The following is a 204-nucleotide window of genomic DNA, read 5'->3' as shown; positions in this document are numbered from 1 at the left end:
GATGGACTGCATCTACTCGTAGACTCTACAGGCATGAAGTTTCTAGGTGAGGGCGAATGGAAACGCAAGAAACATGGAGCTGAATATCGTCGCCAATAATGACGTATAAAGTTTTATCTAATTTTTCTTTTTATCCAATTTAAAATTAGGTGCGTACACGGCCTCAACTTTCAATAAAGTATAAAAGGTGTTTGTGTAGGCAAT

The 204-nt window shown here is 37.7% G+C and carries 1 pseudogene; it reads left to right on the top strand.

The window, feature by feature from the left end:
• Window positions 1-96: pseudogene (locus AVJ20_RS18250) on the top strand (IS5/IS1182 family transposase); the annotation flags it as partial.
• Window positions 97-204: the final 108 nt, after the last annotated feature.

Origin of the sequence: Acinetobacter sp. CFCC 11171, from assembly GCF_003268405.1 — a bacterium.
Classification (GTDB): Bacteria; Pseudomonadota; Gammaproteobacteria; order Pseudomonadales; family Moraxellaceae; genus Acinetobacter; species Acinetobacter amyesii.
This window is presented reverse-complemented; position numbering and strand designations above follow the sequence as displayed.